Source organism: Nostoc sp. DedSLP04, from assembly GCF_034530775.1.
Taxonomy (GTDB): Bacteria; Cyanobacteriota; Cyanobacteriia; order Cyanobacteriales; family Nostocaceae; genus Nostoc.
The window spans coordinates 66,506-91,594 of the sequence record NZ_JAVRCL010000031.1; the positions used below are offsets into that span (position 1 = coordinate 66,506).

A 25,089-nucleotide genomic window follows, 5' to 3' on the forward strand; every position below is an offset into this window, starting at 1 on the left:
GAATTGATTTTGAACAGTTCGTTTACTACTTTTCCTTGTTTTGCCAGAATTGTGGAATATCTTGTTACAAGATGCAACAAAAGCAGTTATTGGTCAGTAGTTCTTATTTATTCTCCATTAAAAAAATTTATAAAAATTATGAATTTATATCTGGGTATCGACTTCGGCACATCTGGCGGACGCGGTGTGGTGATTGACGAGGAAGCCTCTTGTATTCAGAGAGAGGTGCGATATCCCTTCGATGGCTCACCAAATGCCGTTACGCCAAAAATTTGGCAGGAGGCTTTGTTTACGTTGGTGGAACAAATACCCGATCAATTGCGGCGAGAAATTAAAGCGATCGCAATTAATGGTACTTCCTCTACCGTCTTGCTGGTCGATGCTGCTGGCAACCCTGTAGATGCACCATTGCTATATAACGATGCGCGGGGATCGTTAGTACTAGAGCATTTGAGGAGTATTGCACCCCCCAATCATACTGTGTTGAGTGCCACCTCTAGCCTAGCCAAACTTTTGTGGATGAGACAATTACCTTCTTTTATTGAAGCTAGATATTTCCTGCATCAAGCAGATTGGCTGGCGTTTCTCCTACATGGACAGTTGGGAATTAGCGATTATCATAATGCTTTAAAGCTGGGTTATGACGTGGAAGAGTTGAAATATCCAGAATGGCTAGAATTGTTGCAAATACCAATTCAGCTACCCAAAGTTTTAACTCCTGGGACTCCCATTGCCGAATTGCGTTCTGAAATTGCGGACAAGTTTGGTTTAAGTCGTAATTGTCTGGTGTGTGCTGGTACAACCGATAGTATTGCCGCTTTTCTTGCCAGTGGGGCAAAATTACCTGGTGAAGCCGTGACTTCCCTTGGTTCAACGTTGGTACTAAAGTTGTTAAGTTGTACCCGTCAAGAAGATGCCAGATATGGAATTTACAGCCATCGGTTGGGTGATTTGTGGCTGACTGGGGGTGCTTCTAATACTGGGGGTGCAGTACTAAAGCAATTTTTCACCAACCCTGAGTTAGCAAGCCTTAGTCGGGAGATTGATGCTTCAATTGCCAGCGAGTTAGATTATTATCCGTTGTTGAAGGTAGGCGATCGCTTTCCGATTAACGATCCCAATCTATCCCCACGTTTGTCACCACGCCCAGATAACCCAGTAGAATTTTTGCATGGGTTGTTAGAAAGCATTGCCCGCATAGAAACGCGAGGGTATGAATTATTACAACAAATGGGAGCAGACAAATTGAGCCGTGTTTATACCGCTGGTGGTGGTGCGGCGAATGATACTTGGACTGCAATTAGGGCGCGTCATTTGCAGGTTCCTGTAGTAGCGTCAGCGTACACAGAAGCAGCTTACGGGACAGCACTGTTGGCGATGGGGAATAGAAGAAGCGTTGAAAAAGAGTAATTGTGTACCTATATTTTTGTAGATATCTTCTAAATCAGTATCTATCCCAGTGACAATCGACATATCTCGGCCGATACTGGGATGATTAGATACCGGACTATAGATTCCAGGTTCATTATCTGGGCAGCTATTCGGGGATGGGTGCTTCGCAGCAAGCGAATGTCATCGATCCCCTTTACTCATTACTGGTATAAATTCTGAGAGAATTAGGAGAAAATCTAAAAGTTCTTGAAGAAGGTTTGATCGGCGCGATCGAGATTATCATCTAGGGAAAAGGTAAGGCTAAGGACTCGGATTCGATCGCTTTTAATATTTAGTTTGCCCCATACCCCTCGGTCACTGAGCGTAGTCGTTCGCGCAGCGTCTCGTAGAGAAGTGCTGCTCCTCTGCCTCTTGTACCCAATGCCTAAACTATTTTTCTCTACGTACCAGCATTTGATAAGTTAGTACATAATCTGAAACAATAACAGTAAAAGCAGAGAGGGGATTAAGTTGAGTCACAATCCAGATGCCATAGCCCCCCACGGTGGACAGTTGGTTAACCGTATCGCCACATCAGAACAAAGAGCAGAGTTTCTCTCAAAAGCTGACTTTTTGCCACGAGTGCAACTTGACGATCGCGCCGTTTCCGATTTAGAAATGATTGCGATCGGTGCTTTTAGTCCGCTGACGGGTTTTATGAACCAAGAAGACTACGATCGCACTGTGACAGAAATGCGATTAGCCAACGGTCTTGTGTGGTCAATTCCGATTACACTATCGGTAAGCGAAGAAGTAGCTTCCCCGTTGCAAGAAGGCGGCTTAATCCGTCTGGATAACTCCAAAGGCGAATTTATCGGAGTTTTGCAACTTACGCAAAAATATCATTACGACAAAATCCGCGAAGCAATAAAAGTCTACCGTACTAATGATGTCAATCATCCCGGCGTACAGGTACTCTATAACCAAGGTAGCGTACATCTGGCGGGTGATATTTGGTTGTTGCAACGCGAACCTCATTCCCAGTTTCCCAGTTACCAAATCGATCCAGTTGCTTCACGGCAACTATTTCAAGACAAGGGTTGGAAAACTATCGTCGGCTTTCAAACTCGCAACCCCATCCACCGCGCCCATGAATATATTCAAAAGTGCGCCTTAGAAACTGTTGATGGTCTATTTTTGCACCCATTAGTCGGGGCGACAAAAGAAGATGATATCGCCGCTGATGTACGGATGCGCTGCTATGAAATTTTGCTGGAACACTACTACCCCTTAGACAGGGTAACTTTGGCAATTAATCCCGCCGCAATGCGCTATGCTGGGCCTCGTGAAGCCATATTCCATGCTTTAGTCCGTAAAAACTACGGCTGTACTCACTTTATCGTCGGACGAGATCATGCTGGTGTTGGTGACTATTATGGCACTTATGATGCTCAGTATATCTTTGATGAATTTGCGCCAAGCGAATTAGGCATTGTGCCAATGAAATTTGAACACGCTTTTTACTGCACGCGCACTAAGCAGATGGCAACATCTAAAACCAGTCCCAGCAGGCCAGAAGAACGCATTCACCTATCAGGGACAAAAGTTAGGGAAATGCTGCGGCGCGGTGAGTTACCTCCACCAGAATTTTCTCGTCCAGAGGTAGCAGCAGAGTTAGCACGGGCAATGCGTATAGAAGTAACGGCTTAGGGCATTGGGCATTGGGCATGGGGATTGAATTTTGAATTTTGAATTTTGAATTTTGAATTGATTTCTCCCCTGCCCCTCCGCTCCCCAGATTTTTGTAACTTTACAATACAGAGTTCAGCCCTGTAAGCTGCTAACTGAATGGCTGAGGGCTGATAGCTAATTATGAAACGTCGCACGTTTTTAGAGAGAATTGGCTCAATACTCGCGGTATTGGGCATAACTGAAGCTGAGTGGTTGTCTTTAGGAAATCGCTATTATCAAGCTTTGGCACAACCCAGTCCGCGCAAGTTGGCATTGTTAATTGGTATTAACCAATACCCAAAAATTCCAGCCCTCAGTGGTTGTCTGACAGATGTGGAACTACAAAGAGAAGTTTTGATTCATCGCTTTGGTTTCCAAGGCTCAGATATCCTAACCTTAACTGAGGAAGAAGCTAGTAGGGAATTCATTGAGACGGCTTTTTTAGATCGCTTGAGCAATCAAGCTAAACCCGATGATCTGGTCTTCTTCCACTTTAGCGGTTATGGCAGCCGTGTCAAATTGGAAACATCGCCAGAGACAATGCAAAATGCTCTGGTGACAGCTAATGCCAGTTTTGCTCCACAAGAAGAGAAAATAGTCAACTATATATTAGAAGAAACTTTACTGCTATTATTGCGATCGCTCCCTACAGAACGAGTCACAGCAGTATTAGATACTAACTATTATGCGCCAACCCCAGTATTAGGATTAAAAAGTCGTGCCCTTCCAGAATCAGTAGAGGCAAAGCTAGCAGCAGAAGAACTCGACTTTCTTCAACAACTTAAAACTCAGAAGTTACCCAGCACGCCGATTGTCTTAGCAGCTACCTTAAATCCCAAGCAGTCGGCGAGGGAAGAACTCTTTTCTGGTTTTAGTGCTGGGTTATTTACCTACGCCTTGACGCAGTATTTGTGGGAATTCACCCCAAATACCAAAATTCAAGTCGCCCTCTGGTATATGGAAAATTCTCTATCAAAATTGGGTAGTAAACAGCAACCAGGGTTATTAAGTAGTCAAAAAAATCAACATTTAACGTCTCTACCGCCAGACAGTATTATTGGTGCAGAAGGCGCGGTGATAGCCATTGAAGAAGACGGTAAAACAGTCCAGCTGTGGTTAGCAGGATTACCGCCACAAGTGCTGCTATACTACGGAGTTAATTCTCGATTTACTTTAGGAACAACAAGAGAAGAATTAGTATTGCGATCGCGGACTGGGTTAACAGCAAAAGCGCAAATTTCCCAAATAGAAGGTGCAAATCCCCTACAAATCGGGCAACTTATCCAAGAAGCAGTCCGGGTTTTACCCCGAAATATTAATTTAATAATTGCTCTGGATACTGGATTAGAAAGAATTGAGCGCGTAGACGCTACAAGTGCTTTTGCTGGATTTCCCCATGTCTCCACCGTAGTCGCAGGGGAAAAACCGGCTGATTATCTATTTGCCAAACTACAGCAAACACCTAGTCGTTATGGTTTATTTTCTCTGAGTGGCGAACTAATTTCTAATGCCACGGGGGAAGCAGGAGAAGCAGTAAAATCAACAGTGCAAAAGTTAGCACCAAAATTATCAACCTTGTTAGCAGCCAAGTTATGGCGACTGACAGAAAATCAAGGTTCTTCCCGCTTGGCTCTCAAGACAACCTTAGAAATAATTAACAACATATCGCCTCGCGTTATCATGCAGCGCGAAACAGTACGAACTTTCAAAACAGAAACTTCGATTCAAAAATCACTCCCTACTCCGATTGTCCCTATCGGTAGTCAAATGCAATATCGGGTAGAAAACCAGAGCGATCGCCCAGTATATTTAATCTTGCTGGGATTAAACAATAATCATACAGCGATCGCCTTCTATTCTTGGGAAACTCTCCAAGAACCAAACACCACAGACACCAAACCTCTGCTTAAAGAAGTTGTCATCGCTCCAGGTGAAACCCTCATCCTACCCCAAACGAATACTGCTTCCGAATGGATGATTTCAGGGCCAGCTTCTGAGTGCGAACACCAACTGATTTTTAGTACTGCCCCCTTTAACGGAACTCTGGCCGCCTTGAACACTGCCAAGTATTCCACAACCGAACAAGGGCCAATTGGCCCATTGTTAAATTCCTTAGAAGTTGTACAAGCCTTGCTACAAGACTTACATAACGCTAGCGCCTTCAAAACAGAGATGAACGTTACAGCAGCCGATTCACATAGCTTGGATGTGAATAATTGGGCAAGTCTTAGCTTTAGTTTTCAAGTGCTATAAGTTAATGTGATTGAAGAAGAATGCAAAATTCAGAATCAAGACATTCTCTACGAGACGCTGCGCTATTTGCTTTTTACAATCAGAATGAATTCTGACTTCTGACTCTGCCTTATCCTAACGACAAATATTTACGCCCACCTACTTAGTGCCTCTACTAAAGCTTGATTTTGCTCATCTGTCCCAACAGTGATGCGTAATTTATCATCTAGTCCAGGCTGCTTGAAGTAGCGGATTAAAATTCCCCGTTCCTTCAATTTTTGATAGAGATATTCTGCATTTCCTTCTCTTGGCTGCGCCAGCAAAAAGTTAGCTTGGGAATCCCAGATGTGAAAACCTAATTGTTTCAAGTCTATTGCTAACTTAGTCCGTGATGCTTTAATCTTGGCTACACAAGCATTTTTATAAGCTTGGTCAGTGATGGCAGCCGTGCCAATTGCACAAGCGATCGCATCAATGTTATAGCTATCTTTAACCTTAAACAATCCCTGCAAAAGTTTAGGATTCGCCACCCCAAAGCCCAATCGCAATCCTGCCAACGAGTACCCCTTAGATAGCGTCCGAAGCACAATGACGTTTTCGTGTTCCTTAACCAAAGCCAATGCATTCTCTTCGGTAAAATCTATGTATGCTTCATCAATCACTAAAACTCCAGATAAGTGGCTGGCTAATTTTCGCAACTCATCTGTTGCCACCACATGTCCCGATGGACTATTGGGCGACGCAATAAAGGTCACAGCCCCATTGGCAGCAACTAATTCGTCCTTTGGTAAGCTGTAGTCTTTGCTGTAGGGAATCTCAATAATTTCCGCCGCTTGCATTTCTGTCAATGTCCGGTATAGCACGTAAGTAGGCATCGGATAAACTACCTTTTTCCCAGGTTCAGCACAGGCTCGAATCACCACACTTAACAATTCGTCACTGCCATTTCCGACAATTATCCAATCACTAGGAACTCCTAAAACTTTACTTGCAGCTTGCCGAAATTCCCCCCCAAAAGGTTCTGGATACCGCCGCAACCACTCACCATCAATATTTCGTAACACAGCTAATGCCGCAGGAGAAGGAGGATAGGGATTCTCATTGCTGTTAAGTTTAATAATCTGTGTACCACGTTGAGGCTGCTCGCCAGGAACATAGCTAGCCATTGCATCAACATTAGAGCGAAAATAGTTGGTCATAGGGCATGGTAAATTGAGTGGGATGTCTACGACGGGCGTAGCTGCGACACCTTATGACGTATCTTAAGCAAATTTCAACCCGCAATTTCTGACGATATCGTTTTTTGTCATTTACATCAGAAAATACGGCTTTATAAATTACGAATTACGAATTATAAAAATATGTCAGATAAATGGAATCCAGAACTATACGAACGATTTCAAGCTGAAAGAAGTCGTCCATTCTACGACTTGGTAGATATGATACATCGGCAAAAAAACTTACGAGTTCTCGATTTAGGATGTGGAACCGGAAAGTTAACGAAATATCTGCATGAAACCTTAGCAGCACACGAGACTTTAGGGATAGATGCTTCTGAGAAAATGCTGGAAAAGGCGCGTCAGTTTGAAGGCAATGGACTACGGTTTGAGCAAGGACGGATTGAGAAAAACCCAATAGATGGGGAGTTTGATGTGATTTTTTCTAATGCAGCATTGCAGTGGTTGACGGGACATGAGATTTTATTTGAGAAATTGCGGGCAAAACTGCGACCTGGTGGACAGCTTGCCGTACAAATACCAACGATGGATAGTGAGCCAGTGCATCAGATAGCAGTTGAGACTGCACAGGAATTCAGTCAAGAATTAAGAGGATATGTGCGGCGTTTAGAGGTACTTCCCCCAGAAACATACGCCCGAATTCTTTATAAGTTGGGGTTTGTCAAGCAGGAAGTCAAGCTTCAAATTTATGGGCATGTGTTGCCCTCACGAGAAGCCGTAGTGGAGTGGTATCGCGGGACATTGCTAACGGCTTATGAGTCCCTACTGGATGCCCAAACCTATGAGAGATTTGTCGAACGCTATCAGCAGAAGCTATTCGAGTTATTAGAGGATGAGCGCCCGTTCTTTTTTCCCTACAAGCGCATCTTAATGTGGGGGCGTATTTAAGAAACTGAAACTAGTTGTGATTTCAAGCATGATCTTGCTTGATTTGGAAGATAAAGTTGCAGAAGTTGTCCAACTTCTCCTTCAAATCACAAAAACAGGTTTTGAACAGCTGTGTTTTAATAGTGGAGCTAAGCGGATTCGAACCGCTGACCCCCTCAATGCCATTGAGGTGCGCTACCAACTGCGCTATAACCCCAAAACAACTAGTAGATAAGCTTAAAAAGCTTACTAATTAGTTTTATAAATTGTATTAGCTTTATTATTATGCAAGTTTATGCAATTTAAGTCAAGACACCTATATTAAGTTATGTGGATGCGATCGCCATCAGTTAGGCTTGTTATCAAAATGCCCTGTCTGTGAAAAACCCTTTCCTATTCTGGCTTTATGGATAAGCGGACAATGCCAGCGATGTTTTACATCCTTTGCAGAAATGGCAGAATATCAAAAGCATTACTGATTAAGAGAACTTGTCTTAACAAGTCACTGTACACAGTCGATAAGTCTCTAATATTGCGACATTAGTTTGTGAGCGGTTATCTCGAATGAACTACAACACCAATTAGTGAAATAGCGACATTAATTTGTGAATGTACACTAGGAGTTGAAACCCCTATTTTGTTATTGCTCTTTCAAAATGGCTCAGGTCGGAGTTGAACCAACGACCCCAGGCTTATGAGTCCCGTGCTCTAACCAACTGAGCTACTGAGCCATGTTTTTCAAAATCATTAACTAATGTAGCATAGAAATTTGCTCAAGACTAGTCCATTTGGCAATTTTGTTAGAACTTTCATCCTTATTGAGGTAATAAAAGTAGAAGAGGGAGGTAGACTCCCTCAACTAACAAAGCAATGATTTAGTTACAGACAGCCAAGAATTATAGGCGTTGCGGTAACATAGCTATTGGGTTAACAGCACCCTTGCCTGATGGATGGATTTCAAAGTGGGTGTGTGGCCCAGTACTGTGACCAGTGCTACCCATTAAAGCAATTGTTTCTCCTTGATGTACTGCTTGACCAGGTTGCACCAGAATCTTGCTGTTATGAGCATAGCGAGTCGTGCTGCCATCAGGATGGCGGATTTCAACGAGGTTGCCATAGCCACCATTGTTCCAGCCAGCTTTTTCTATCGTCCCCTCAGCTGAAGCTACAACTGGCGTGCCAGTGGAGTTAGCAACGTCAATTCCTTTGTGCATTCTACCCCAGCGCCAGCCATAGCCAGAAGTTAGGGTTCCCTTTGCTGGCCAGGTGTAAGCTAAGGTTGAGGAAGATGGAGGAGGTGTAAGTTCGTCAATGGGTCTGGGAAGATATTGATCCACTGCTGCCAAAGGTGGTAATACCTGTGGAGAAACTGTGGTTCCTCGCATCTTTCCTAAGGAGTCAGAGGCATTTACTTTTCCAGGAGGCGTTGCCACCCTTGTGGCAGATTGAGTGCGAGAGGGAGTCCACTGGCTAGCAGAACCCAGATTAGGCAAGAATTCTGGGTTTACTACTTCGGTAGGGCGTACAGTAGTATGGAATTGGGACTTAGGCTGAACGCTATAGTTAGCCCGAATCGGTGTCGGAACTGGAATTGGTATTGCTACACTATTCGGTCTAGATGCAGGGTTAGGTACACTTAAATTATTGGGCGTAGAAATAGGAGTGAGTATAGCAGCATTATTTGCTTTGATCGCTGCTGCTGGCACAACTAAATTACCAGACTGTTGAGCGCGATATTTCTGCTGTAACCTCTGGATTTCCGCTTGTAAGCCCCGCAAACGGTCATTATTGTTATTGTTTACCCTTGCTACCCTATTTGCTGGTGTCTTCGGCTGTTGCATCTCGGCAAAAGCTTGTGGCACTGGAATGTCACCACCGACGCCATAAGACTTAGCTGTAGGGGGGGCAGTTTCTAAGTCGGTTGCACTATTTGCCTGAATCTGTACAGTTACCGGTGCAGGGACGGCAACGCTACTGTTGTCGGCAATAGTTGGTGATGGTGAACTAGGTAGATATGAGTTAGCACTACCAATATTCAAAGGGGAGGTAGCAACATTAGGAGTTTTGCTAGACTCTACAAAAGTGGGCTGACTCGCTACAGTTGCCTCAACTTTAACCGCAGGAATTTGAACCGCAGGAATTTGAACCGCAGGAGTTTGAACCGCAGGAATAACTAGTTTTTGACTAATTCGCAGTTCATTGGGATTATTGAGGTTATTTGCTTTAACTAGTTCTGATACTGAAGTGTTGTATCTGCTAGCGATCGCTGCTAGTGTATCTCCAGGTTTAACTTCATAAGCTGTATGCGTCGAGGAGGCAATCACTATTGGCGCCGATGGTACAGATGCAGTGTCTCTTGTCTTCTGTTTTAACTTCGATACCAGGTTCGCTTGGCTTGGATCGCTAGAAGTGTCTGACTGGACTGCTAATGCAGTCTTCTCAACCACAGTTTTCGGCTGCGCCAATTCTATATCAGCTTGTGATAAATTTTTGGTCTCTCCAGACTTCAATTGCGCCAGACTCTTTCTTAAACGGTTTGATTTTTCTTGTAAGCGATTTAGTGCGAACTCTTGTTGCGCCTTAAGTTGTACATTTATTTCACTGTTAGCTGCGGTTGACGTTGCCACTGTTTGTGGCTGGGCAGTTAGTGATGTATTTGTACTATCAACACCATCAGCACTATAGTCAGACAGCTTATTGACTGTTGGAAAACTAGTTTCGGCTAAGGTATTGTTCAATCCCTGTGCCATTTTGGGCTTCAGGTTAGTGGAATTTTTATAACCTGCTGTTGTTTGAGAAAACTTGTTTGGTGCAGGAACTTGCAAAGATATTCCACTTGCCGCGACTTGCCATTTAGCTTCAAGCCCAGGCACTTGTGATACTGCCGTTGGTTCCACGATTACAGGATTTTCCGGCACGCTCGCTGATGAGATTGCTTGGGACTCCAGCTTAGTGGAGGCGAATTTCACCTCGGTGTCAGGAACAGCAGGAATCGCTGAAGTTGCCTTTTGGCTACCTACTGGCACCGCTGCTTGGGCTTGATCGCTTTGTCGAGTCACCAAAAGGCTGGTTGCTCCCATAGAGATTGCCAAGCCAATCATCGCCGCTTTTGTCCGCACCCGGCTGTTCACTTTTGGATTCATCACATTTAGCAGTTCTACCGGGGCATCATCGCTGCTAGGGGTATTGTTCAACACAGCTTTTACTCTCTTTTTCAATGCTCGTTTCAAAGACGACCTCCTTACGATCACTAGCGCTTAACTAACCTCGATTTTTCAGTTGGATACTAGTCAATGATTTAGATCGCAACAAATGATAGATCGAGATCACATTCACCAGAGATGCTTACGCAAGATTAACCTGCTTCTCTGATTTAGACAAGTTCACATCTGTTTGCAAAACTTAAATTTTGCTGTGTTTACTTGTCCGAACCACTCCTAACACCACTTAGGAAGATTTTACTCTTTACCATTATCCGCGCTTGTCTTGCGTCAATCGCGGGGACTGGACAAACTATTTGCCAAGTCCAAGTCGCTGCTGAAAATTAAATTGCGGCGACTTCTGGAAAAGTTATGCCCCCTGCTGTAGATATCTTCAAGATATTTCTACCCCATCCGTCTTCATCAACACGAGACTTTACGTTGATTATTCCCTAAAAAACAACCGTATTAACTATCGGCTACTTTTGGGCTGATTTCTGTCCTCGATCGAGCAAAAATAGCTCAAATGTAATACATGACTGGATTTTAGCAATTTCGTTCCTAGTTTAGGATGTTTTAAATTCATCAAAATCTATCATTCAAATTCGGCAATATCCCAAGTTTCATATACAAATTTCTTATAATAACCTTACTATACTTGTAAGTATCTTCCACTACATTTCGCGAATAAACCCAATTTTTGGTATCTTGTTTTACATATTCTTGCTGTCATCAAGAAAATTTTTGCAGTCACAAATAAATCGTCTAATAGGTTTCTGGAAAGCTTATAAGTAAATACACTTATAAGCAGTCATGTAAACAACTATTCTAAATAGCCTAACTGACGACGGGTTTCAAATAAGCCTATTGCTACACTCACTGACAGGTTCAAGCTGCGAACCCCTGGTTGGCTCATGGGAATATAGACGGTAGCATCGCAATCTGACAGAATTGCTGGTGGTAAGCCTGTGGTTTCACTACCAAACAGTAGCCAATCATCAGGTTGAAACTGAAAGCTTACATAATTACAATTTCCATTAACCGTATAACCCAACCATCTGCCGCCACGCCTCTGATGTACGGTTTTAAAGGCTTCTAGTGATTCGTGATAGTGTAGTTTGACATAAGGCCAGTAATCTAAGCCGGCTCTTTTGAGGTAGCGATCGCTAATTTCAAACCCCAAAGGCCCCACCAAATGCAACTCTGTACCTGTAGCTGCACAAGTACGGGCAATATTACCTGTATTAGGAGGTATCTGCGGGTTCACTAAAACTACCTGAGGCATTATCCGTATAATTTAAGTATTGTATAAAAAAAATTATGGTCAATGTTAAATCTACCAAAAGGTAGAGGCTATTCATAGGTTTTGTTAATAATAATCAAGCATCCTCTATCGATTAGATTTTTAAAAGGAAGTATAAACTATCCCAGATCAATGCCTGAGAGGATATTTGGCTACAATCGGGAAATATTAAGTGTTGTGTAGACAAAGTAAGTACTTGTATTTTTTAGGGCTGGTAGTGCCTGCAAAAAAATCTACCATTTGTATGAAGACGAAAGTGGAGAGATAAGGGGATAAAACAAAGTGTTTTCTCAATGCTCAATCCCCAATGTCTTTTGAGTTAACCCAGCAGAGACGAACATAATTTGTCTTCGAGTTCGATTTCGCGCTCTTGGGTGGCAATAATAGCCTGAGTGATGACGCGTTGGCTGTCAAAACCGACTGCGTGTAATTGCAACCACTGTTGAGCTTCATTGCCTTCGCGGAGGATTTTGTGCAAAGGCGAAAGGAAACAGCTAAAACCTTGTTGCTTGGCGATCGCCCAAACATCTTGGTAAATTTCGGCAATCCAATCTCTGGCTACAATACTTCTGCCATCTTGCCAATGCCTCAACTGAGCATCAAGACTACCAGCAGCAGCAGCAGCTTCGTTGTCAGCAGTGAGGGTGACGAGTTCTTCAGCAGAGAAAGTGCTTTGGGTTAACGGATCGATGCTGGGGTTTTCGATTATTTGCAACAAACGCGCTTCTAATAAGGCAGTAATAGCCAATAAGGCAATGGGATCTGTGACTAAATCGCAAATTCGCAGTTCTAGCCGATTCAAGTCATAAGGACGGCGATCGCCATTTGGTCGCACCGATGCCCACAAATGCCTTACATTCTGCATGGTTCCGGCAACGAGTTGATCTTCCACCCACTGGATATGATCGGCGTGGCTGGCAAATAAGGGCACATGGCTGGGCGTTTGTGGGAAAACGCCCCAACGGGTGGAGTGATAGCCAGTAGCTTTGCCATCCAAGAACGGAGATGAGGCGCTGAGGGCGAGAAATAAGGGCGCTTCCATACGGATTACCCGACACGCCCGCATCAATACTTCTGGGTCGCTGATGCCGACATTGATGTGTACGCTTGCGGTGACTACTTTCGTGCCGTAGGTGTTCTCAATGTAATCATGATAGGGGTTTGCTGGATCGGAACGGAGAAAGCGATCGCCCCCACCCAAAGACAAAGTACTCCCTGGTATTAAGGTGTAATCGCCCAAACGATTGAGGTAGTTTCGCAACTCCCGCCGGGGACGCAGCAAGGCACACAATAAATTTTCGTAATTATGGGATGGTTGAGTTATGTACTCGACGTTGCGGCTATCTGGTTCGCGCATAAATCCATCCAAAGCCGCAACAATTTTGTCGGAGAGACCGACGATTTCACCTTGAGGCGTGCCCGTGTACATCTCAATCTCAAAGCCTTTTAATAAGACCACCTTGTTCTCCTCGGCTCTCTCTACCTATAAATTGTATCGAACAAGACGAATCTCTGGATCTATCTTTAAGTCAATCAAAGGTTAAGAATCATTTAATTGACAATCCCCGCGAAATCAAGACGGTATATTTCAGACGGCATATTTCTGGATTGTCTTTGAGAAATTATTACTATTGGAGTAGGAAAAATCTTCTAGTGTAGGTTACATAATGCTACAAAATAAAATCATTGGGTGAATCACTCTCTTGAACAATCTTGAGACGTATAAACTGCGCCCATACTTCATCACTAAGTAAATTTAAAGCAGTTTCGGGATTGTTAATTGCGATCGCGCCGATCGCTTGACGCCATCTCTGTTGCAATAAATCAATAAAAGTCTCTTCGATAGAAACATGACTCAGCAAAGAAAGTGCAGTTTTAAAACTTGCTGAATCAGCTTGTATATTCTTAGACTTTAACCCTTGAAGTGCTATATTTAACCATACAGACATAAGTTCTAGCCAATTGCTTTTCTGTATCTCTTTGAGTGCAATATCTTCCATACCTAGCGCACTCCAGATACATAAAGACTCTATAGCAAGTTGAGAATCACGGTTTTCGAGAGCATTTTCCCATAATTTTTGAGCGTGATTTTGGAAGCGATTAGCGAGAAATTCATAAGCTTCCTGGACTTGATGGGGAATTGTAACTTTATAAACTGACTCACCTCGTGGTAGGTAATCGCCGCGATAGGATAACCAGTTATGAGAGCCGCAAAGATGGATTTGTTTATCAACTATTACTTCTTTGACATGAGAATCTCCCAACCAAAAAATCTGTACAGATGGTAAACCATCAGGCGTTTTTATCGATCGAAGTTTTTTCTCTACTTCTGGTGGAATTGGCTTATCTTCATCTTCTAGTCGTCGTGCAATTCCATGTCCAATTAAAATCCGAACTCCGCGATCAGCTAATTTCTGTAATAAATTTAGAAATTTTTCATTAACAACTGCCTGATTAACCCAAGGAGAATAAATTAGAATCTGACTTTTAGCCGAATTTAAAACTTCTGAAAAAGCTAGGCTAATTTGTCCATCGCGTAACTGTACAGCTTCACCTAACGCTTTATAGTTATCTATCTCACTAGTAGCTTTTATGGCAGCTTCTAGCGCCTTTTGGCGAATTTTTTCGAGTCTAACTTCTATTTCAGTATTTTTCTGCTTAAGAATAGCTTCACGTTGAAAGTTAATAGTTTCAGTTGGCAATTTACATAATGCTTGCAAAGATATTTTACCTTCACTGTGTAGCACTTCTAAGCAATTTGAGCCTGATTCTAAAATTTGCTTTCCATTCCTTATTTGAATAGTCAATTTATCTTCAATAGCATCAAATATAACGAAAAGTGATATTTTTTTCCAGATTTTTTGAGTCGAAGCTAGTACTCTATAGGAAGTTACTATTTTTCCCTCTTCTGGTAAATGAAGTGCTAAACCTGAAGTTTGAATACTTTTTTGGATTTCCTCAAGGGGTAAGGAAGCAATATCAGCAATTGTACGATCAATAGTGATAAAGTCTGCCAAATCAGGCAAATTTATCACTGTCTCATTTAAGGATTCAGATTGAAAGGTTATTCTGTCGCTTAAAGGGTCTGTAATAGCATTAATCTGTACAGGATATGGAGGTTGTGGCACAGACCCTTTTTCATAAAATGAGCGGCCTTCAGGAGTGGCTGTTAGTGGCGATGTTGGTGATAGAGTTTGTAAGGAACGAAGAGTTGCAGTAGTAGTTTTAATAAATACAGAATCCAGCCCAAGTATAGAGGCTAATTCATCCTCTGTTGGCGGAGGTTGAAATTCAATAGCAGCACGGATGATAAATTCTTCGAGTACGTTAAACTGGCGGGGTTCTTTAATGCTCAGTTCTACCGGAGTTTGAAGCAAACTATAACGGAATTGACGCGCTGCTAAAACTGATAAACTAGGACTTTGCGCTTCTATTTCGTCTACCAATTTTTTGAGAGTTTCATCAATAGGTTTAGCAGAAGAGGCGAGAAACATCAATGAAACCTCCATGTAGACGCACGATATTTGAAACATTGGAGTACATACCTCCGACTTGTCCACGCTGCTGAGTAAATAGGGAATGACAACCCACAATGACTAATAGTTCTTGAGCGCGGGAAAATGCAACATTAACTCGTTCTGGTTTCTTAGCAAATCCCACATCTCCTCTACTATTATTGCGAACCATACTCACAATTACAACAGGTCGTTCCATACCTTGAAATCGGTCTACTGTACCAGTGGTGATTTGCAACGATGGGAAATCTTTAGATTGCAGGCGTTCATCAATTTTTCTGAGTTGAGCGCCATAAAAAGTAATCACGGCGATTTCTTTTTTTGGTTCACCATTAGCAACTCTAGAAGCCCAAGTACTCTCAAATTGCTTACATAGATATTCAATTGCATTAATTTCTGGAATATTAAAAAATGAAGTTCCTATCGTTTCTTCTTGAAACTTATTACTTCCAGGCGTTTTTATCCAAATAAGATGGTGACATTTTTTGATGATTTCGCCTGCTAAATTATGTGCGCGTTTTGTATCCGGCTCTAAAATACCACATTCTAGTTTACCATCATAAAACTGATTGATTGCTTCCATAATTATGGGGTGCATTCGATATTGAATATTTAACATTTCTTTGATGCTATCATTAGCACTTTTAAACTGAATTTTAAAGAGTGATTCTTGCAATAATTGTAGTTCTGTATTTGTGCTACCAATCTCTTGAAAAACTTCCTCTAAAGTCTTCGTGTCAAGCATGGGTGGTAATTGCCGATGGTCGCCTACCATGACTAACTTTTTGGCTTTCAAAGCGGGGATTAATAACTCTGGAGGAGTACATTTACTAACTTCATCAATAATGACGACATCAAAGTATTTGAATTCTTGTGAAAAATTGTAATTTGCAGCTTGAACGCAAGTGATACCAACGACATTGGCATTATCTAGATAAATCCGCCTTAAATCGTTGCGACCGCTTTCCGTTGGCTGTCTTAATTTTGCTATCCAATCTTGAACAAAGTGCTGATATCGATTAAGATAAAATTCTTCATTTTGAAGTTGCTGCTGCCAATATTCAAACTTTACCTTGATACTGCGTAAAAAGTCCAAATTAAACAAGTCTGTCGAATCAACTTCAAGCTTGAATTTACCAGGAATTGTTTCCCAAATTGACTGCCACCAGATTCGTTCAGTTGATATGTATTCTAATTGCTGCCGTAAATGCTCAACAATTGTCTGTATTTGACTTTGAGTTTCTATAAATTGGCTTTTGTAGGTTTCCGTTGTTTCCTGCAAGCTAGTAATGCGAACTATGAGCAGGTCTTTGCTAGTGGAAAGTGTAGCAAAAGGATCGATCAAGGACATTAAAGTATCAAGTTGCTTGGTACGATTTTCCCAGTCCCGTATTTTTGCTCTAAATTGTGGTATTTTAGTCAGAATATTTGAAGGATTATTGAGGTATTCTTGCACTAAAAGTCTTAATTCTTTGGGTAAGTATGGGAAGGGGAAAAGTTCTTGTAAGAGTGCGATCGCTCTTTGAAATTTGAAGTCAGCTTCACTGCGATAATTTTCTAGCTGCTCTTGATTAGCAGATATTTTTTGCTGCTCATTAGCTACCAACCTCATCTGTTCATTTAATTGAACCTCAAGCTGGTTTTGCTCTATTTCTGTTTCAGTTTGTAGTTGCTTCAGCCATGTACGCGCACTCGTAACTATACCATTAACCACTTCCTCTGTAATTTGGGAGATAGCGGATTCACTTTTAACAGGCTGAACTCTTTGACGTATAATCTGGGCTTGTCTCCTAATAGCCTCAAGAGTTACCGCCGCACCATAACGGCGGCTATATGGACGTAATTTTTGAGCTATGGAATCCAAACTTGGCTGGTTGACAGCAAACGCAAGTATCCATTCGATAATCCGACCCCAAACCCCTAGTGGTTTCTCAATCTCATCGATGCTATTTTGTGCTAGTTGCTTCAGCTTTCTAAGAGATTCCACAGGGTCTAGCGTGTTAATAACGCTCACCTGCCAAATGGCAGCTTCATCGATTGAGCGATTATTTAGTATATTTCGTCCCTGCACAAGTAAATTTCTGATTTCAGTAACCCGACTGCGTACCCTATCCCATTGGCGATAATTTGGAATTAATTCATTGACTTTCAACTGACACCGATCAATACTTTGTTGCCAAGGTAGATATTGATCTGCGATCGTCATGCTTCGTAATACCGAAGGTAATAAGATTAAGTCAACTGTAAAGTCTTGACGATTTTGTAAGCACTGTGTCAATACATTGGCAATATTTAAATTAGCTGTAGACAGCCATATATCAAGATCATTTATTGCTAAACTGACCTCAGATTCACGGTTATGTAGATTCCTAATTCTTTGGTGCAAACTTTGCTGGTTAGCAAGCAATTGTTGGTGATTTGACTTTAGGCGAGCAAGATATTCTGAATTTTGTGTGTAAGTTTGTGCAGCTAACTCCGCTTCGGTCATTGCCATAGCTATATCACTGGCGTAGGCTAATGCTGTGCTAACTTCAGTAATCCGAGAAACTACAGTCTTCTGCAACCAACCAGCTAAACCAAATAAGCTATGATTTGGACGAACTATACCAAGTTCAGAAGCCAAATTAATTGCTAACCGAAGATTTGCAGCAAAGTTTCGCAAGGAAGCGTCTGTAGATGTGTATTTATTCAGACCAGCCCACAAATTAAGAAGTGCTGGATCTTGCCAGTCTACTGAAGGTGCTTGATTCAGCAACTCCTCTAAAGCAGTTTTCAGAGATTCGACCTCAGCCAGTTGAGATGCGGCTTGATTATATTCATTTTTTTGGGTCGTACAAGTTGACTCTAAATTTGCTTTACGCGTCTGTAATAAATCCTGCTCTTTCTTAAATACCTCTTCTACTTTCAGGTATGCTGTGAATCGTTGTGATGCTGCCAGCAATTCACGTAAAACTCTTACATTATCGAGGTGTTTAGCAAGATTTTTTTCGCAGTCTGTAGCAGTATTTTCTAACCATGTGCCAATCACTCGATTTTCTAAAAACGGCTGTCCTTGTTCTCCAACTCTTTCGGCGTTTCCCTTTCGCACAGCCCGAATTAGTGGGTTATGAACTAATCGACTCAGGGCGTTATCTATTGCTAAATTGGCTTGAGAAGTAATTAGAGTGCGTCCACCCCGTAGAGCAACTTGATAGCAAATCTCGGCAATTACGGTAGTTTTCCCAGTACCTGGTGGCCCTTGAATTAAAACTAAATCTTCAGCTGCAAGCACTGTTTCTACTGCTGCTTTCTGGCTATGATTAGCTGAGGATAACAACAAATCCTTTGGTTGCAATTCGACAGTTTTTTCAATAGGTCTTGCTTGGGAAGCGTCGAATAAAAAGTTTCCCAAATAGGGATTTTGGGTGCGTCCTTGTCTTAATTGTGCCAAGGCTTCTTTTTTGCGTTTAATCTGTTGGATGTCACCAACTGCCTCAAAAAACAAAAATCCGGTAGCTGGTAGCTGATAACGTCCTGCTGCCATGTAGTCTGCTAAATCGCGTTCTAGCCTTACGCGGATAATGCAACTGTTTGGAATAACTTCTTCAATAATTCCTAATTGGCGGCTGTTGCGCCAGTTTTGTCCTTTGGGAGTAGTCTCGAATAGCTTAACCTCTTCATTTTTTGCTCGTTTTACCCGTTCCCAGAAGTTTTCCACAGCCAAGGAATTTTCATCAGAACCGTCAAGAGTAGCTGAGATTACGTCAATCTCAAAAGTGATCCGTTTTCCGAAGCCATTGTGGCTGAAAAAAGGCACACAAAATTGGCGTGTTTTAGCGATTTTTTCCTCAATCTGTAAAAATACTTCCCAAATTCGCAGATGATCTTCTGTAGGCAGATGGTCGCCGCATATAGGCATAGCTGCCATCCGTGCCAATGCCGTTGACGGAATATCAATACGATACTGATGATTAGGCAGCAACCGTAAATAATAAGGTACAGTATAGCCATCAGCATTTCCCTGTGAAAGTTCTAGCAACTTAGCAGATAGTACCTTTAAACCGCCCCTTCCATTTTGTTGTACAACTACTATGAATCCTAGTGTTTTTCCTAGCTTGTCAAGTCTTGCAGGTAATTGAAAATCATCACGATCTGTTGCTATGGTTAAATCCCAAATTTCTTCTTCAGGATTTTGCCCCGCACCCTTGCGGCGTACATATACTAAGCGAGGCTCTTGACCTAGTAAATCAAATATTAACTCGTTAGCACGCTCTTGTCGCTGCCAAGGTTCACGATATGATTCAAGGACTACTTGACTTTCAAAATTGCTGATTAAACTATTAATTGCCGAAGAACCTAAGAAGACATAGCCCCATTTTTCCGAATCTGTTTTAATATTTAAGCAACTTGCTTGGAAAGATGTAGTAACGGATAGTTCTGGCGTTTTAGAAGGACGATTTGTTAATATTTTGGGTTGATTAATTTCCAAAATTTGTTGTTTGTGAATGGGAGCAAGCCGATTTGGAGATATAGTCTTTGGTGAAGTTGGTTGATGACTTGTTATAGCTAATTCCTGTTGTATCCCATTTGTAGATGCATATTTTTTAGCAGCCAAACGGATTCGTCCTGCATCAAATTCTGAAATTTTGCTACTATAGCTTTTGACCACGATGTTGAGTTGGTCGCAAATTGCTAGTAACTCTTTGTTCTCCAAATTCAATTCTTTTGATAGCTCATAGATTCTGACTTGCGCGTTGTTCATCCACTGCTTGCCTTTGCCAACAAAGTTTTCCAAGTCTAGTATTCCCAAATGCTGAGAAGGAACATCATCATGAACTTCTGCGGCTTTGCTTATGTTGGGTAGTATTACCCACAAACAATAAAATTACCGCCCTCTTAGAGAGGTCGATAATCTAAGATTTTCAATTTTCAAAAATCAAATAGAATTGCTATCTATTCTGTATTCTCAATCCTACACAATTACTCAAAACCGAAATTTTACTATGAAAAATGCCAGCTTTGGTGATGGCTAGTTTGCCCAGTATATCGCCTCAATTTCGTCTACAAAATTTTTGAGATTGTCATCAATCGGTTTAGCAGAAGAGGCTAGAAACATCAACGTAACAAGATTGGATAATTCAATTTCTACAAATACTTGTAAAGCATGAGGCAAACTACTTTTATGCTTTCAACAAGTCTTGGCGACGACTAGCGCACCAAGCAAATCCAGCACCAGTCACAAACATTAGCAGACCATAAATTGCCCCAGGAATGGCCATTGTAGGACTGTTCAGTAGTGTAGGTGTAGAAGCGATCGCGATCGCTAGTGTCCGATTTTGAATTCCTACTTCTACTGTAATTGCTGTAACACGTTTTTCTCCTAATCCGGTTAAAGTAGCGATCGCAAAACCTAAAGTTATTGCAACTATATTCAAAATTAGAGTTGCCTAGCCCACATCTATGACATCACAACAATAGCGTCACAGAAAGAGCAACATCACCCCCAGCCAAAAACGTAATCATATTACTTCCATCCTTAACCCGCGTTGGTAACAATAAAAGTACCTCTGGATTTTACCGTATTCCCGTTAAAATTTTAGTTAGGGAACTCCAAAAAATAAATTATCCAATTTGTTTACTCAACTAGACTTCTTTCTTCCTTGTCTCTCTGCTATGGAATATTTTTTTACTTGGAAGTCCCTTATTGCTTGTGACAATCAATATAATTAACCACAGATCGATATAGATTTTCATAGAGGCGCACAGATGTACGCCCCTAAGCAAGCCTATATTTTATTCAAATGAGAATCGCTACAGCAGGCAGATTTCATCGAAGAGGAGTAGTTTGTACCTCTTCTAAGGATGGTAGAGATTTAGAAGAACTAGCGCTACTTTCTGGTGTTGAAGGTTCATCATTTACAACTCCATCCCATGAATAATTGCAGATTTTAGTGCGAAGTAATGTACCAAATGTCAGGTTAATTACTACAGCGAAGGAATCGATAAAAATTAGATTCAAAAAGCGATCGATCATTAGACCCCCTTGAGCTAACTTGAGCATCAAGTGATATTTGCTTTCTTACTACACCTGCCACAATGTCTTTTCCAGAAATGCATCGTGTATTAATACTTCTCGGTTGGGTTGCACAGCTAACTGTGTGCCCATAATATAAATATAATTTGGGATAATTTATTTTTTGGAAGTCTCTTAGGGGATTGCCGACTGTTGTAAATTAAGCTCTTGAAATGCCTCAGAAGACTCTTCCAATGTCAAGCTACCAGAAGATTTACCGTTGATTTGTAGAGTGTATTTACCCTGTGGTAAGCCTTCTAAATAATAGACTCCAGCACCGTTGGTGACAGAAAAACGCCGAGTCCCCCGATCTGGTTGTATAGCTTCTACCCGTGCGCCTGCGATCGCTTGTGTGTCAGTACTAGTGAATAAAATAAATTGAGGCAAAACTCGCCAATCTAGATTAAAACGGCTAGACAAGCGATCGCTAATAAATGCAGTACTCAAGCTGAAAGATGGATTATAGCGAATATCTGTATTTACATCCTATTACCCGTCAATGCTGAAACTGCTACCTGCAAAGGTAACTTTCCCGGACGCCAAAATAATTCTGCTAAGGCTCTAGCCGATTCGTCATACACTCCACCTAAACCTACTGTCAGATTTTCCGATAAACCCCAACGCCCAGCAATTCCGCCTTGAAAGTCAGAAAAGTTGCCCAAGAAACTTTGATTTCCCACAAAATCCCGTCGTAAGCCACCAGAAACGATTAATCCTGAAGCACCTGCTGGTAATTGTCCTAGTACTGTCGAAAAACTAGCCTCTTGAATTTCTGGTTGGGCGGTGAGTCGTCCTTGGGGATACAGCAAGATGCGATAATTGTTGCCCAAAAATTGATTTTGGCTTTTAATATTTTCAAAACGGTAAATGCCAGAAGAATCAACTAAAATTTCGGCAATCACGCGATCGCCAAAACCTTGCACCAATCGCGCTAATGTACCTGGTTCAGCCTTACCAGAAATTGTCCGTCCAATAGAATCTGCTTGTAACTGTTGGCGAGGATCGGAAGAACCACCACCGAAGGGTTGAGGTGGTACAAACCCCTGTTGTTGAATGGATGTAAAACCCCAATAGTCTCCTGTTCCTTGAGTCTGCCAAAACGTTGGCTGGGAAACTACAAAATAATCAGTTGAATTAGTTTGTCGAAGAAACTGCGCTTCGGCAATATTCCAAGTTTGCGGATTTTCTAAATTTGGTTGATCGGTGCGGATGAACCACGAACCACCAAAAGCACTACCAACAGCAAGAAAATCACCTCTATAGTTTGTCGATCTGCTAGCACTACCGCTAGCATTTACCTTCTGTTCAATTGCAGCGATACTAAACTTTTGAGGTGCAACCTGTGGTAATCCTTCTAGTTGAATTGGAGTTTCCGTTTCTGCCAATTTGCCACTAAATCGATCTAGTCCTGGAACATCTAAAACTATGGCGTATTCATTGATATCAAATTTTGCCGTTACGCCAAAGAGAGTTTGTAAATCTTGAATTGTAAAGACTAATCCTAATTCTGGATCGGTGCGAAGTTTTGTTGGATCGATGCGAGTCACAACACCAGGTGATCGCACTTCTAATCGATCATCAGGTAAAGTGGTAATATTTAATTTTAACCTATAATTCCCACTTGCCAGACAAAATTATCTATATTAATGCTGTATTTTACAGCAAGATTAATTCTTCCAAATTAGGCACAGATATAAGATTTAATTTGAATTTATTCAGGATTTACGCAACTGGCACAAGCAATGGTGTGCGAAGCGCACCGAGCACCGAAAAACTACACAGAAGACATAGCAATTTCTGGACGTTTTTGTTGCTCAACTAAATAATTAAAAAGCAAATTGTGCTTAAGCTTGTAAATAGTTTTACCTGTTTGATAAGCTAAACTTTTCAGTTTTAGCTAAACTAATATAGTGCAAGCAATATGATTTATTTCAAGATACATCATTGATTATTATTACTAATTCGAGTAAAGCCAATCAAGCTACATTCTGGGTAATTAAATACTTCTGTACTACTGGCTAGCGATCGCACTGTGCCAGTTGCGTAATTTATGTAATATAAAATACATAATACCCTTATTTGAAAAGGCAGCATATAAGGCGTCCCCCTTTATACCCAAAACACTTGTAAACAGGCCCCCTAGATGCTTGATAGCGTTCGCGCAGCGTCTTGTAAAGAAGCTTTAGTAACATAGGAGCGTCGCCCTCAGTACATTATGCCTGCTCTACTTGAGAAAATTCTAAACGCTTAGATGCGAAACGGTGCGCGAACGCTTTCGCGTAGGGGTACGCGGACTCATGAAAATACTTGGCGTCTACCTTTATGTACTAAACCCTCTTTCGAGGTTGGGAGAAGAACCGCGACACTAATACCACTGTGGCTCTACGTGTAATAAATAATAGAAACCTCAAAACACCCTAACTCAGTCTATAAACTTTGTCTTCTAAAGTCGTACTAGCAAGAACTGTCTTTTATCTTTATCTTCATATCTGCTAGCATTTGCGTAGAATATTTGATAAAAACTCATACAAACTGTATATTTTTAAGTATGTTAGCAAGTAACTATTTAATTATTGCGAAAGTGAGGTTAATATACCTAACCCTGTAGAATTAAGGTAAAAGTTCCTAGACAATGGGCTAAGGTATAGCTTCTTTAACAGACTAAATATTCTTGAGATGACCGAAAGCTAATGACTGAAGCGATCCAAATCGGTAATCGTACAATTACAGCTAGTGAATTGATTTCTTTACTGGCAAGTTACCAAATGCTGCCACAGTTGCAGCGAGAATTAATCATTGATGAGGCGATAGAGCAAAACTCACGCTCCGCCAAGGTAGTTATAGAGTGTACTCCTGAGGAAGTAGCCCAAGCTAAACAACAGTTTTACACTGAAAAACAGTTTAAAAATGAAGAAGATATCCAGGCTTGGATGGCACATCAAGGGCTGACTCCCGATCAACTAGAAGTTATTACCACTCGTAAGCTGAAAATTGAAAAATTCAAGCAAGCCACTTGGGGTAATAAACTGGAATCTTACTTTTTTCAGTCCAAGGCAAAACTGGACAAAGTAATTTATTCCCTACTGCGAACCCAGGATGTGGGAATTGCCCAAGAACTCTACTTTAGGATTCAGGCAAAAGAAAACTCTTTTGCTGATTTGGCGCGGGAATACTCACTCGGTCCGGAAGCCCAAACTGGTGGCTTGGTAGGCCCGATTGAACTGAATGCACTACATCCGATAATGGTGCAAATGCTCTCTAGTAGTCAACCAGGTCAGATATTGCCCCCTACCCGTATCGCTGAATGGTTTGTGATTTTGCGTTTAGAAAAATTTATTCCAGCACAACTGGATGAATTTATGAAAATGCGCCTGTTGAATGAACTCTTTGAAAACTGGCTACAAGAACAGCAAAAGCAAATCATGTCTGCACGACAAGCAAAGGAGGATAGGTGACAGGCGATAAACCTTTAACCCAATCGAATCGCCTCTAAAAGTGTTATGTGGCATTAGTAGCGCAATTCATGAGAAACAAAAACCCCCAACCTCAGATCAGAGCGTGGGGGTTTTTGTTAAATTAT

At 41.6% G+C, this 25,089-nt stretch carries 16 protein-coding genes and 2 tRNA genes; 5 read left to right on the forward strand and 13 right to left on the reverse strand.

The window, feature by feature from the left end:
* Window positions 1-138 precede the first annotated feature (138 nt).
* From RMX89_RS18795 to RMX89_RS18805, 3 genes are all read left to right on the forward strand, one after another.
* Entirely contained in the window at window positions 139-1,410 is a 1,272-nt protein-coding gene (locus RMX89_RS18795; RefSeq protein WP_322689993.1) for an FGGY-family carbohydrate kinase, read from the forward strand.
* A 492-nt stretch (window positions 1,411-1,902) separates the two neighbouring features.
* Window positions 1,903-3,081, forward strand: coding sequence for a sulfate adenylyltransferase (sat, locus tag RMX89_RS18800; protein WP_322689994.1), 1,179 nt, complete (start codon window positions 1,903-1,905; stop codon window positions 3,079-3,081).
* Between the two features lie 162 nt (window positions 3,082-3,243).
* A complete protein-coding gene (locus RMX89_RS18805) occupies window positions 3,244-5,355 on the forward strand; it encodes a caspase family protein (protein WP_322689995.1) in 2,112 nt (703 codons plus the stop codon).
* A 128-nt stretch (window positions 5,356-5,483) separates the two neighbouring features.
* Here the strand turns inward: RMX89_RS18805 and hisC are convergent, their stop codons facing one another.
* Window positions 5,484-6,533, reverse strand: coding sequence for a histidinol-phosphate transaminase (gene hisC, locus RMX89_RS18810; RefSeq protein ID WP_322689996.1), 1,050 nt, complete (start codon window positions 6,531-6,533; stop codon window positions 5,484-5,486).
* 162 nt (window positions 6,534-6,695) lie between these two features.
* On the opposite strand from hisC, the gene RMX89_RS18815 reads away from it, so the two are divergent.
* Complete coding sequence (locus RMX89_RS18815; protein WP_322689997.1) at window positions 6,696-7,460, forward strand: methyltransferase domain-containing protein; 765 nt, start codon at window positions 6,696-6,698, stop codon at window positions 7,458-7,460.
* Between the two features lie 123 nt (window positions 7,461-7,583).
* Here RMX89_RS18815 and RMX89_RS18820 read toward each other — a convergent pair.
* The 12 genes from RMX89_RS18820 to RMX89_RS18875 form a co-directional block, all read right to left on the reverse strand.
* A tRNA-Ala gene (locus tag RMX89_RS18820) sits at window positions 7,584-7,656 on the reverse strand.
* A 440-nt stretch (window positions 7,657-8,096) separates the two neighbouring features.
* A tRNA-Met gene (locus tag RMX89_RS18825) sits at window positions 8,097-8,170 on the reverse strand.
* A gap of 165 nt (window positions 8,171-8,335) precedes the next feature.
* A complete protein-coding gene (locus tag RMX89_RS18830) occupies window positions 8,336-10,669 on the reverse strand; it encodes a peptidoglycan DD-metalloendopeptidase family protein (RefSeq protein ID WP_322689998.1) in 2,334 nt (777 codons plus the stop codon).
* A 793-nt stretch (window positions 10,670-11,462) separates the two neighbouring features.
* A complete protein-coding gene (locus RMX89_RS18835; protein ID WP_322674339.1) occupies window positions 11,463-11,924 on the reverse strand; it encodes a tRNA (cytidine(34)-2'-O)-methyltransferase in 462 nt (153 codons plus the stop codon).
* A gap of 337 nt (window positions 11,925-12,261) precedes the next feature.
* A complete protein-coding gene (gshA, locus tag RMX89_RS18840; RefSeq protein ID WP_322674338.1) occupies window positions 12,262-13,401 on the reverse strand; it encodes a glutamate--cysteine ligase in 1,140 nt (379 codons plus the stop codon).
* A gap of 211 nt (window positions 13,402-13,612) precedes the next feature.
* On the reverse strand, window positions 13,613-15,436 hold the full coding sequence (locus tag RMX89_RS18845; RefSeq protein WP_322689999.1) for a phospholipase D-like domain-containing protein: 1,824 nt from the start codon (window positions 15,434-15,436) through the stop codon (window positions 13,613-13,615).
* Entirely contained in the window at window positions 15,414-20,198 is a 4,785-nt protein-coding gene (locus tag RMX89_RS18850) for a translation initiation factor IF-2 N-terminal domain-containing protein (protein WP_322690009.1), read from the reverse strand. The genes RMX89_RS18845 and RMX89_RS18850 overlap by 23 nt, the downstream gene beginning before the upstream one ends.
* Before the next feature lie 418 nt (window positions 20,199-20,616).
* On the reverse strand, window positions 20,617-20,871 hold the full coding sequence (locus tag RMX89_RS18855) for a hypothetical protein (RefSeq protein WP_322690000.1): 255 nt from the start codon (window positions 20,869-20,871) through the stop codon (window positions 20,617-20,619).
* Window positions 20,872-21,263: 392 nt separating this feature from the next.
* Window positions 21,264-21,497: a hypothetical protein gene (locus RMX89_RS18860; RefSeq protein WP_322690001.1), complete on the reverse strand. Its 234-nt coding sequence runs from the start codon at window positions 21,495-21,497 to the stop codon at window positions 21,264-21,266.
* 147 nt (window positions 21,498-21,644) lie between these two features.
* Window positions 21,645-21,956: a carboxypeptidase-like regulatory domain-containing protein gene (locus tag RMX89_RS18865; RefSeq protein WP_322690002.1), complete on the reverse strand. Its 312-nt coding sequence runs from the start codon at window positions 21,954-21,956 to the stop codon at window positions 21,645-21,647.
* A 32-nt stretch (window positions 21,957-21,988) separates the two neighbouring features.
* On the reverse strand, window positions 21,989-23,074 hold the full coding sequence (locus tag RMX89_RS18870; RefSeq protein ID WP_322690003.1) for a hypothetical protein: 1,086 nt from the start codon (window positions 23,072-23,074) through the stop codon (window positions 21,989-21,991).
* Window positions 23,075-23,450: 376 nt separating this feature from the next.
* The gene (locus tag RMX89_RS18875; protein ID WP_322690004.1) at window positions 23,451-23,603 is read right to left on the reverse strand and encodes a hypothetical protein; all 153 of its coding nucleotides are present in this window, start codon (window positions 23,601-23,603) and stop codon (window positions 23,451-23,453) included.
* A 596-nt stretch (window positions 23,604-24,199) separates the two neighbouring features.
* On the opposite strand from RMX89_RS18875, the gene RMX89_RS18880 reads away from it, so the two are divergent.
* Window positions 24,200-24,964: a peptidylprolyl isomerase gene (locus RMX89_RS18880; RefSeq protein ID WP_322690005.1), complete on the forward strand. Its 765-nt coding sequence runs from the start codon at window positions 24,200-24,202 to the stop codon at window positions 24,962-24,964.
* The last annotated feature ends 125 nt before the right edge of the window (window positions 24,965-25,089 follow it).